An 11,079-nucleotide genomic window follows, 5' to 3' on the forward strand; every position below is an offset into this window, starting at 1 on the left:
ATATTTATGATAAAATGAATCTAGAAAAGCTATTTCCAGTCAATGACTCCATTGAATAACGTGAAAAACGGAGGAAGAATGAGATGATGCAAAAAAGAATATTAGAAAACACGACCAAACGGTATGAAAAACTGCCCGCATGGCTAATGATTATTCTTGCCTGTTTGATGGTAGAACTTTTCTTTATCGGCGGTACTGTGATTGGGGGCCTCATCCTTGCCGTTCTTTCAATGCCCTTCCTGATTTCTAATCTAGGGAATCTGGATGCAATCATTGAAACGTTTACTCACCTATATGTTCAACTGGGGATATTTGCCTTTATTATGCTGATACTTTTCGCCTGGGTGAAATGGTACGAGAAACGCCCCATTTCTAGCCTTGGATTTTTCAAAACAAATTATTTGCTTGAAATTCTAAAAGGTTGGGGAGTGGGAATGCTAACCTTCAGCTGTTCCTTAGGACTGAGCTATCTTTTTGGCGGTGTTGTATTAAACCGTATCGATTTTTCAGGTAACACTCTCCTCTTTGTCCTATCAACTATCCCATTTTGGTTGATTCAAGGAGGTACCGAAGAACTTCTAACCCGTGCTTGGCTTCTACCGATTATCAACAAACGTTCAAACCTTGCTCTTGCAATTGGCATCTCGAGTACTCTTTTTGGAATCATACACTTGGGTAATAACAATGTGACTGTCTTATCCATTTTAAGCATCATCTTATCTGGGGTATTCATGGCTCTCTACATGCTTAAGACCGACAATATCTGGGGTGTTGCAGGTCTGCACGGTGCTTGGAATTTCACACAAGGCAATATTTTCGGAGTTGCCGTCAGCGGTACAACTACTGGTCCTTCGCTCTTTTCATTTGAAACAAAAACTGGTGTAGCAGAATGGATTTCAGGTGGATCCTTTGGAACTGAAGGTAGCATCATGGCAAGCATCATCTTACTTCTTGGAATTATTTATTTAGCCCTTCAATTGAAAAAAGAAAACTAACTCCGCCCAATCAATAAGAGGCAGGTCCACTTGGAACCTGCCTCTTATTGATTTTGTCCTTCAGATACGAAGATTAGACTTCCTGCAAAACAGTGACAGAACCTAAGATTTATCGGAGTCATCACTTGAAAAAGACTGAGTTACAAAATGTTTCAGTGTGGTTATGCGATCTATCCTGCTGAGAAATGGGATCTAATACATTAGTTCCGCAGGAAGTCTATTAATTTGTTCCTGGTAAAGGATAGCCCAAATGTTCATAAGCTTTTGCAGTAGCCTGACGGCCACTGCGAGTGCGGATAATAAAGCCTTGTTGAATCAGGTAGGGTTCGTACATGTCTTCAACCGTCTCTCGCTCTTCTGCAATATTAATGGCGATAGTCGACAGACCAACAGGACCTCCATTGTAGAGCTCAATCATGGTGCGGAGAATTTTCTGATCCACATAGTCCAAACCCTCCTGGTCTACGTCTAACATGGTCAGAGCTTGATGAGTCATCTCCCGATTGATGATTCCTTCTCCTTTAATCTGCGCAAAATCGCGAACACGCTTGAGCAGGCGGTTGGCAATCCGAGGTGTTCCCCGACTCCGACGAGCCAGCTCAATGGCAGCTTCTGGTAAAATCTCTGTTTCAAAAATAGCTGCCGTTCGCTCCACAATCTCTGTCAAATCGTTGAGTTCATAGTATTCCATGTGGGCATTAATCCCAAAGCGAGCCCGTAAGGGATTGGACAACATTCCTGCCCGTGTCGTTGCACCAATCAATGTAAAAGGCGGTAATTGCAGATGCACTGAGCGACTGGTTTCGCCACTGCCAATCATAATGTCCACATAAAAATCCTCCATAGCACTATAAAGAATCTCTTCGACAGCCATGGGCATGCGATGGATTTCATCAATAAAAAGGACATCGCCTGGTTCCAAGTCATTCAAAAGAGCTACCAAATCCCCAGCCTTTTCAATCACTGGACCTGAGGTTTGCTTGAGATTGACCCCCAATTCATTTGCGATAACAAAGGCCATAGTCGTTTTTCCCAAACCGGGAGGACCAAACAACAAGGTGTGATCCAAAGATTCATCCCGTAATTTTGCGGCCTCAATAAAAATCTTTAATTGCTCCTTGACCTTTCCCTGGCCAATATATTCCTGAAAATTTTGCGGACGAAGACTTCCTTCAATCAGACTATCCTCTTCCCTTTGTTCCATATCCACTAATCTAGTCATGGGTCTATTATATCAGAAAATCCTAGCAAACTTTTCCTGCACCTAAGATTTGTTCTGCTCTAAAACACTCACTACACCAACTTATAGTAGTTTTATATCCTTAGCACAAATCTATAAATTAATAATATATTAAAAAATTCATATTTTGTCAAGAATTTTTTAAGTTTTTATGGTAAAATCTTAATAGAGGGAAGGAAAGTGAGGTGATATATAGCATGGCAATCCCAAAGTATCAACAAATTAAAGATGAACTCAAGCACAAGATTATCTCTGGACAATTTGAAAATGGAGATAAATTTTATACAGAGGCCGAATTGATTGATATGTATAATGTTAGTTCAATTACGGTTGTCCGTGCCTTGAACGACTTGGCAAAAGATGGTTACATCGTCCGCCAACAGGGAAAAGGTACCTTTGTATCCCGCGCTGGTAATCACAAACTCATCGAATATTCTGATGCTGATTTTCTTGAGGATAAAGTCGATGAAGTGACAGTCTTATCCATCACACGGGATAACAATCCAGAGTTCATCGCAAAACTTGGACTTGGTCCAATGCATTACTACTATAAGATCGAACGGATGCGTACAGCGGATGGTACCCCTTATGTTTTCCATGAATCTTATATCCCGGAGCAGTATATCAATGCCAATTATCCGGATGTAAATTACTACAGCTCTATCTACGATCGGTTTAAATTTGACTACCATATTCATCTAAATGATGAAAAATTTGAAGAAACAACGGAAATTCTCTTTCCAACAGAAGCTGCAATTAGCAAACGTCTAGAGGTCGCAGAAGAGTTTCCAACTGTCCTTCAAATCAAAACCACACGCCTTGAATCTACTGGTCAAATTTTAGAATACCGTAAAACCTACAAACGTGGTGACTACTTTAAGTTCACCCTCCTATCACGGAATCAATAATAGTGATGATAAACAATAAACGCTCAAAAAGGCCTACTTCTCACCCAGGAGAAGCAAGGCCTTTTTTTTGTTAGAGTCCCAAACGATTAAAAATAGCTTCAACTCCGCTGGTGTAATAGTCTGGGTTAAAGACTTCATCAATTTCCGCTGGAGTGAGGTAAGAAGTGATGGCAGAATCTTCTAGTAGCAACTGTTTAAAATCAACCTGTTGGTCCCAGGCCTCAGCCGTTTTGGGCTGAACCAAGTCATAGGCGGCTTCCCGCGTCATTCCCTTTTCAATTAAAGATAATAAAACACGCTGGCTATAAATCAAACCAAAGGTTGCGTCCATGTTCCGGCGCATATTATCAGGGAAGACCGTCAAGTTCTTAACGATGTTCCCAAAACGATTGAGCATGTAATCCACAAGAATGGTTGAATCCGGAGTGATGATCCGCTCAGCAGAAGAATGGGAAATATCCCGCTCATGCCAAAGCACAACATCCTCCATGGCTGTCACCATATGTCCCCGCAAGACACGGGCCAATCCGGTCATGTTCTCAGAGCCAATCGGGTTGCGTTTATGAGGCATGGCTGAACTACCTTTTTGCCCCTTGGCAAAGAACTCCTCCACCTCACGTTGCTCCGACTTCTGGAGGCCACGAATCTCGGTTGCCATACGTTCAATCGAAGTCGCAATCAGGGCTAGACAATTAAAGTAATCCGCATGCAGATCCCGTGGCAGAACCTGAGTGGAAATTTCCTGCGGTCGAATGCCTAAACGCTCGCAGACATACTCCTCCACAAAGGGTGGAATGTTCGCAAAGTTCCCAACCGCACCAGAAATTTTACCAGCTTCAACACCCTTAGCGACTGCCTCAAAACGCTCCATGTTCCGCTTCATCTCACTGTACCAAGTTGCCAGTTTCAAGCCAAAAGTCGTTGGCTCCGCATGAACACCATGGGTCCGCCCCATCATAATGGTGTATTTATGCTCCCGCGCCTTATCGGCAATAATATTGGTAAAGTTTTCGAGATCACGGCGAATAATATCGTTAGCCTGCTTATAAAGATAACCGTAAGCTGTATCCACCACATCTGTTGAAGTCAAGCCAAAGTGGACCCACTTGCTTTCCTCACCCAAAGACTCTGATACGGCCCGAGTAAAGGCCACCACATCATGGCGAGTTTCCTGCTCAATCTCCAAAATTCGCGCCACATCAAAGCTAGCCTTCTCGCGCAACAGGGCCACATCTTCCTTGGGAATCTCCCCCAACTCAGCCCAGGCCTCAGCCGCTAAAATTTCCACCTCTAACCAGGCCTGATACTTATTTTCCTCAGACCAAATGGCTCCCATTTCAGGTCGCGTATACCGTTCTAACATAGGTTCCTCCTACAAGTGTTCTCTTACTAGTTTACCTTATTTACAACTTTTTCTCCAGTCATTCCGAATGAATAGAAAAAGAACCAAGGAGGTGCCCATGTATCCAGCAACCCCTATTCAAGCAGCGATCCAGCCCAACCAATCCATCCAGATCACCCCTGTAACTGCCCAGCAGGTCGAGCTTCTTTTCCCTATGGTCAAACAAGAAGGACCTCTGACCCTGCACATCCAAGCTAGTCAAGATCCAAAGAGCTGGCACTACTATCCCCTACCAGAAACCAAGCAGACTCCAAGGCTAAGCTTAAACCTCAAAGACTTCCCCTCACAGGCTGGTCCCTACACCTACCAACTCAGAACTAGCCAGGGACAGATTCTCCAAAGTGGAAGCTTAGCCCTCCCTGCAAACCCAAACCAAGATTTCAAACCCCGGACCCAGTTTTCCCCTGCTCAACTGGATCAAGGACTCCTGCTCTTTCAGCTCAAACCTGCACCAGCCAGTCCAGCCATTAAGCAAGCTCGCTTGCAGATTAGACAAGACCACCAAGAGCCCAAGACCTACCCTCTAAGCCTAGAAAATACAGCTGGAAGTTTCCAAACCACGATTGATCTCAACCAAGAACTAGCTGGGAGTCCCATCCAAGCCCAGATTGAAATCAGCTTTGATCAAGGACAAAGCCAAGTCTATCCATTGGCTGACTACCAAATCCCACTCGACAAACTAAAACCACAAGTCCAAGTCCAGCAGGAAGATCGGACTCTGCATGTAGTAATCTCCAGAGCTCAGACTCTGGAACAAGCCCAGCTTCTCCTGAATCATCAAGCCTATCCCCTGCAACAAATCAGTCCAGCCCTCTACCAGCTGAGCTTGGACCTGCCCACTACTGAGACAGCTGACATCCAACTCCAGGCCTTCCAACAGGGTCACGAACAAATTCTCTACCGTAAGACCTTTCAACCAGTCCCTAGCTTCAATCAACCACCGGAGACCTCAACAAATACAGCGGATCCCTTTCCCGCTATCTACCCCGCACCCACCTATCCCGTCGGCCAATGCACCTGGGGCGTCAAACGCTTAGTCCCCTGGGTTGGTGACTGGTGGGGTAACGGTGGCCAATGGGCCCAGTCTGCCCAATCCCTCGGTTTTGCCACTGGCTCAGAACCCCGCGTCGGTGCCATCGCCTGCTGGGACGATGGCAGCTACGGCCACGTAGCCCTGGTCACCCACGTTAATTCCACCCAAGCCATCCAGGTCAAAGAAGCCAACTATAACGGTCAGGGAAGTATCCGCAACTATCGTGGCTGGTTTGACCCCAGCCGCGGCTGGGGTCAGTTGACCTATATTTACCCGCCGGGGAGATAATATAAAAAGGTTTTTGGGATTCCATCCCAAAAACCTTTTTATAACGTCCTATTCTTTCTCAACCTGATCAGCTTGGAAAACTTCCTTGGCTTGGTCAACAATCTGACTCTCCAGAATGGAGGCAACTTGTTTGATTGTGTAGTAAATCGACTTGGCATCACTGGAACCATGGGCCTTAACAACGGGAGCCTTCACACCAAAAAGCATGGCTCCTCCAGCTTCAGTATAGTCCAGACTTTGACGCATTGCTTGAAGACTCGGTTTCAACAACCAGGCTCCCAGCTTGGCCCGTAGCCCTCCAGCTAAAATAGTCGATTTTAACTGGCTAAGAATACCCAAGGCTGTTCCCTCCATCGTCTTGAGGACTGCATTGCCCGTAAAACCATCTGTCACAACAACATCCGCTACCTGGCTCATCAAATCCCGAGCTTCTACATTACCAATAAAGTTCAAATCTTCTCGAGCTGCCAGCAGCTCGTAAGCCTCCTTCCGCAAGGAGTCTCCCTTACCAGCTTCTGAGCCATTATTCAGCAAACCAACTCGAGGATTCTGGATTCCTCGAACCTGACTAGCATAGAAAGAGCCCATTAGGGCATACTGTTCCAAATGCTTGGGACTACTTTCCGCATTGGCCCCCAAATCCATCATCACAAACCCTTGCCCATTTTGACTAGGTAAGGTTGTCAGCAAACCTGGCCGGTCAATTCCTTTGATCCGGCCGATAATAAAGAAAGCAGCCGCGAGCAGGGCACCGGTATTACCAGCAGATAAAAGGGCATCCGCCTGGCCATCCTTAACTGCCTTAGCCGCCAAGACCATGCTGGCATCCTTTTTGCGCCGAATAGCCCGCGTTGGCTCATCATCCCCTTCAATTTTTTCCTTGGTATGAACAATCTCAATTCGATCAGCATTCCCAATTAGTGGCAAAATCTGATCTTGATCCCCATACAACTGAAACACCACATCGGACAGCTCATCACGAGCTCTCAAAACACCTTCAATAATGGCCTGAGGCGCAGCATCGCCCCCCATAGCATCAATGGCAATACGTTTCATTTTCTCTCCTTCAACAAACTCCCCCACTCATCTAGGGAATCTAGAAATTTTTTGGCCTTCAATTGAATGCCGACATATTCTTGGTAAAAAGTATCAAGAGTCTGACGCAAGTCAGCCTTGGTTTCTTTAGACAAACGGATGCTCTCTAATTCCTCCAGGGAAACAGCCTGAAACCGCTCCAAAAGAAAGAGGCAGTTAGGCTTGAAATGCGCCCGATGGACATCCTGCTCATAATGGTCTGGGCACAAGACCCCATCATAGACAAAACTATAATCAAAGGGCTGCCCTGACCGATGGCAAAAACAACATTCCGACAGCACCAGACGAGTCCCAAACCGATCTAAAATCTGCATTTCAAAAATCAAGGTCAAGACCTCATAATCCAAACCTGCTTCCATCAAGTCCAAAGTCTTGGTAACAAATTGAAAAAGGGCTGGATCTGCTTGCCCATCCTGAATACTAGCATCCGCCAAAGCCAATACATAGGAAGCATAAGCCAAGGAATAGATATCTCCCTGAATCTTCGGATAGGCCATCTCGACACTGACTTCATCAATATAACCCAAGCCCTCCTGCCGCAACTTAAAAATATAATCTCCAACAACCAAGGGCTGGATCTGAGCCAAACGCTGGGACTTCTCTACATTGCGGACAAAAAACATCCGCTTCCCAGCCTTCTCTGTAAAAATTTTAACCAGACGATCCTTTTCCCGATAGGGACGATTGTAAAGAACCAAGCCCCTGGACTGAACTGTCTCCATCAGACATCCACCTTAATCGTATACTCTTTTAGTTTATAACTACCTTAGCTCATCCTGCTGTCCCACTTTGAGGGGGGAGACAAAAGTCTAACCCCATTGACTTTGATTAACAAAATGCCTTTGACGCAGTAGCTGATTGGGTCTAACAGCATTGTATGCTGTTAGAGAGTACCAAATCTTGTTTGCGAAGCAAACTCGAAAAAACTATAAAAGGCTGGGACAGATGTCCTAGCCTTATTGTATTCATTCACAAAAACATTTTAAGCCAATGATTGATAACTATTTGTTTTTGTTCAAGGCAAACAAACTAGACAACGGACGTTTCTCATGAATCCGAATAATAGCCTCTGCCAACAGATTTGCCGTTGAAATCTGAACAATCTTATCAATCAAGCGATCTTCTGGGAGATCAATCGTATCCAAAACAACCAACTTCTTAATGGCTGAATTTTGAATATTATCCATCGCTGGGCCTGATAATACTGGGTGAGTACAGCTCGCATAAACTTCAACTGCTCCCGCTTCTTGTAAGGCATCTGCAGCATGAGCAATCGTACCAGCCGTATCAATCATATCATCAATGAGGATACAAGTCTTCCCTTCAACCTTCCCGATAATGTTCATGACTTCACTGGTATTCATCTTATCAACAGAACGCCGTTTGTCAATAATGGCAATCGGAGTTCGTAAAAACTCAGCCAATTTCCGAGCCCGAGTCACTCCCCCATGGTCTGGACTGACAACAACATAGTCATCCCCAACCATTCCCCGACGTTCGAAGTAATCTGCAATTAGTGGCGCCCCCATCAAGTGGTCCACGGGAATGTCAAAGAATCCCTGGATTTGAGCGGCATGCAAATCAATAGTCAAGAGACGGTTAACCCCTGCCACCTGCAGCATATCTGCCACAAGCTTGGATGTAATCGGCTCCCTAGCTCGTGCTTTCCGGTCCTGACGGGCATAGCCATAATAAGGCATAACCACGTTCACAGATTCTGCACTCGCCCGTTTCAAAGCATCTACCAAAATCAGAATTTCCATGAGATTGTCATTTACAGGTGAGCTCGTTGATTGAAGAATATAAACATGTTTCCCACGAATTGATTCCTCAATATTTACTTGGATCTCCCCATCTGAAAACTGACGCACACTGGATTTTCCCAATTCCATACCAATCGCAGCTGCCACACGCTTAGCCAGGTCCTGATTTGACGACAGAGCAAATAATTTTAAATCAGAAAAAGACATGATTCCCTCCGCATTTTTTTCCCTTCTTATATTTTAAACCTTTTCAACTCTTTTTTCAATCGAAATCAAGATTTGGCTAGGAAAAAACGAAAGAGGGGAGTTACCAATAAACTTAAAAGGAGGTTGACCGCTAAACTCGGCGCCAAACTTAGGGCCACAAAATCCGTCCAATCCAGGCTGACCATTCCCATCAAGGTTGCAGCCCCAAAGTACAGGCCTTCAAACAGACTAATCAACAAAACAGTTGCCAATAAGATCGTCCAGATATTCCGTAAAAATAAACGGTTAAAACTGGTTACAAACAAAACACAGAGGGGAAGCAGAACCAAGAGAACTCCTAGGGAATGGAAAACATAGCTATCCAAAAGCAAACCGGCAATCAAACTTGCTCCTAATAAAGCAAAGGTTGAGAAAAAGACCGAAGCAAATAGCAGAAATAGCAAGCTACCATGAACAACAGGATACCAATGATTGGGAATTAGATAGGACACAAAAAGGGACAATTGTTGATCTACAAACCAGAGAAAGAGAAAGAAACCAAGGATTTGAAGAAGATTCCAAACTGCTTTCATTATTGACCCACCACACTGACTGTTGAAAAATCCAGACTAGTTGCCGATAGTTTTACATAGACTTCCCGCTCCAGATTATGACTATTTTGTTTACTCGACTCAACTTGACCCAAGGGAATGTCCTTGACTGGCATATTACCCAGACCAGAAGTCATCACTCGTGCTCCTTTAGGAATCTCATCACCAGCATTTAACTGACTGACTGTGACCAATTCCTGTACAGGATCATAGGACTTAATAATTCCAAAAATATCTTTTGAACCCGTATTAATTTTCACGGGGATCGGCAGCGATTCCTGCTTAGAGGTTAACAGGGCTACAACACTGGTATCCTCAGACACCTCCAAAACTTGCCCCACCAGTCCTCCATGCGCCACGACGTACATGTCCTCAACCAGCCCCTCTTTAGAACCCTTATCAATCAGCAAACGATTGGCCCAAGTAGCCGGTAGGCGATCGATTACCGCTGCCTGGATCACTTTGCGGTCCTTAAACTGTGACTGTAAACCTAACTGTTGCCGCAATTCTTCATTCTCTTTTTTTAGAGACTCGACTTGGTTGACTTCCTCATCCATGGCATAAAGTCGCTGCTTCAAGTCCTTATTTTCTTCATAAGCATAAAACAAATTAGAAAAATCAACCTCAGCCTGCCGCAACAGTCCAAAGGGCTGGTGCAGGATCCGGCTCAAAAACGAAACAGCTCGATTGGTCTGCTGGACAACCACAGAAGGGTAAGAAAAAAACAGTAATCCCAAGACTAGAATCGAAGCTAAACCTGTAAGGAGAACTGTCTTTGACATGCGAAATTTTTTCATAGATTCACCACTAAAAAGGATAAAATAAGAAGGTTAGGATCCTATCCCAACCTTACTTCACAACGGAGAATGGGGGATTCGAACCCCCGCGCCGGTTACCCGACCTAACGATTTAGCAAACCGTCCTCTTCAGCCTCTTGAGTAATTCTCCTATGGGCACGAGTGGACTCGAACCACCGACCTCACGCTTATCAGGCGTGCGCTCTAACCACCTGAGCTACGCGCCCAAGTCTATGACTTGGAAATTATCATTGAACTTTCGTTCAAAGCGGGTGACGAGAATCGAACTCGCGACAACAGCTTGGAAGGCTGTAGTTTTACCACTAAACTACACCCGCTTATGCTAAAAAGAAATGGCGCGAGACGGAATCGAACCGCCGACACATGGAGCTTCAATCCATTGCTCTACCAACTGAGCTACCGAGCCAAATTGCGGGAGCAGGATTTGAACCTACGACCTTCGGGTTATGAGCCCGACGAGCTACCTAGCTGCTCCATCCCGCGCTATTAACAAATAAGGAGGATGTGGGATTCGAACCCACGCACGCTTTTACACGCCTGACGGTTTTCAAGACCGTTCCCTTCAGCCGGACTTGGGTAATCCTCCATAAATGGACCTTGTAGGACTTGAACCTACGACCACTCGGTTATGAGCCGAGAGCTCTAACCAGCTGAGCTAAAGGTCCAAGCAAGATCGATTATTTAAATAGCGGCGAAGGGGATCGAACCCCCGACCTCCCGGGTATGAACCGGACGCTCTA

At 45.2% G+C, this 11,079-nt stretch carries 10 protein-coding genes and 8 tRNA genes (1 of these 18 running past the window's edge); 3 read left to right on the forward strand and 15 right to left on the reverse strand.

What is annotated here, in order from left to right; translation table 11 throughout:
- Positions 1–83: 83 nt before the first annotated feature.
- Positions 84–995, forward strand: coding sequence for a CPBP family intramembrane glutamic endopeptidase (locus tag E5983_RS01175; protein WP_160332116.1), 912 nt, complete (start codon positions 84–86; stop codon positions 993–995).
- A gap of 220 nt (positions 996–1,215) precedes the next feature.
- Here E5983_RS01175 and ruvB read toward each other — a convergent pair whose 3' ends face one another.
- The gene (gene ruvB, locus E5983_RS01180; protein ID WP_160332117.1) at positions 1,216–2,217 is read right to left on the reverse strand and encodes a Holliday junction branch migration DNA helicase RuvB; all 1,002 of its coding nucleotides are present in this window, start codon (positions 2,215–2,217) and stop codon (positions 1,216–1,218) included.
- A 215-nt stretch (positions 2,218–2,432) separates the two neighbouring features.
- Between ruvB and E5983_RS01185 the strand changes: the two genes are divergently transcribed.
- Positions 2,433–3,143, forward strand: a complete 711-nt coding sequence (locus E5983_RS01185; RefSeq protein ID WP_160332118.1) for a GntR family transcriptional regulator — start codon at positions 2,433–2,435, stop codon at positions 3,141–3,143.
- A gap of 70 nt (positions 3,144–3,213) precedes the next feature.
- Here the strand turns inward: E5983_RS01185 and purB are convergent, their stop codons facing one another.
- The gene (gene purB / locus E5983_RS01190) at positions 3,214–4,506 is read right to left on the reverse strand and encodes an adenylosuccinate lyase (RefSeq protein WP_160332119.1); all 1,293 of its coding nucleotides are present in this window, start codon (positions 4,504–4,506) and stop codon (positions 3,214–3,216) included.
- A gap of 97 nt (positions 4,507–4,603) precedes the next feature.
- Here purB and E5983_RS01195 point away from each other — a divergent pair, with 97 nt between their 5' ends.
- Positions 4,604–5,866, forward strand: a complete 1,263-nt coding sequence (locus E5983_RS01195; protein WP_237397557.1) for a CHAP domain-containing protein — start codon at positions 4,604–4,606, stop codon at positions 5,864–5,866.
- 48 nt (positions 5,867–5,914) lie between these two features.
- Here E5983_RS01195 and plsX read toward each other — a convergent pair whose 3' ends face one another.
- The 13 genes from plsX to E5983_RS01260 form a co-directional block, all read right to left on the reverse strand.
- A complete protein-coding gene (plsX, locus tag E5983_RS01200; protein ID WP_160332120.1) occupies positions 5,915–6,922 on the reverse strand; it encodes a phosphate acyltransferase PlsX in 1,008 nt (335 codons plus the stop codon).
- Entirely contained in the window at positions 6,919–7,683 is a 765-nt protein-coding gene (recO, locus tag E5983_RS01205; RefSeq protein WP_202056277.1) for a DNA repair protein RecO, read from the reverse strand. The genes plsX and recO overlap by 4 nt, the downstream gene beginning before the upstream one ends.
- A gap of 279 nt (positions 7,684–7,962) precedes the next feature.
- Positions 7,963–8,931, reverse strand: a complete 969-nt coding sequence (locus tag E5983_RS01210) for a ribose-phosphate diphosphokinase (protein WP_160332121.1) — start codon at positions 8,929–8,931, stop codon at positions 7,963–7,965.
- Between the two features lie 65 nt (positions 8,932–8,996).
- The gene (gene mreD, locus E5983_RS01215) at positions 8,997–9,503 is read right to left on the reverse strand and encodes a rod shape-determining protein MreD (protein WP_160332122.1); all 507 of its coding nucleotides are present in this window, start codon (positions 9,501–9,503) and stop codon (positions 8,997–8,999) included.
- Positions 9,503–10,303, reverse strand: a complete 801-nt coding sequence (gene mreC / locus E5983_RS01220) for a rod shape-determining protein MreC (protein WP_160332123.1) — start codon at positions 10,301–10,303, stop codon at positions 9,503–9,505. The genes mreD and mreC overlap by 1 nt, the downstream gene beginning before the upstream one ends.
- A gap of 78 nt (positions 10,304–10,381) precedes the next feature.
- Positions 10,382–10,469 (reverse strand) — tRNA-Ser (locus E5983_RS01225).
- Between the two features lie 2 nt (positions 10,470–10,471).
- A tRNA-Ile gene (locus E5983_RS01230) sits at positions 10,472–10,545 on the reverse strand.
- Between the two features lie 40 nt (positions 10,546–10,585).
- A tRNA-Gly gene (locus E5983_RS01235) sits at positions 10,586–10,656 on the reverse strand.
- A 16-nt stretch (positions 10,657–10,672) separates the two neighbouring features.
- A tRNA-Phe gene (locus tag E5983_RS01240) sits at positions 10,673–10,745 on the reverse strand.
- Between the two features lie 3 nt (positions 10,746–10,748).
- Positions 10,749–10,822: transfer RNA gene (locus E5983_RS01245), tRNA-Met, on the reverse strand.
- Between the two features lie 13 nt (positions 10,823–10,835).
- Positions 10,836–10,925: transfer RNA gene (locus E5983_RS01250), tRNA-Ser, on the reverse strand.
- Positions 10,926–10,930: 5 nt separating this feature from the next.
- Positions 10,931–11,004: transfer RNA gene (locus E5983_RS01255), tRNA-Ile, on the reverse strand.
- Positions 11,005–11,025: 21 nt separating this feature from the next.
- Positions 11,026–11,079, reverse strand: a tRNA-Met gene (locus tag E5983_RS01260); it runs 20 nt beyond the window's last position.

The organism is Streptococcus danieliae (assembly GCF_009767945.1).
GTDB lineage: Bacteria > Bacillota > Bacilli > Lactobacillales > Streptococcaceae > Streptococcus > Streptococcus danieliae.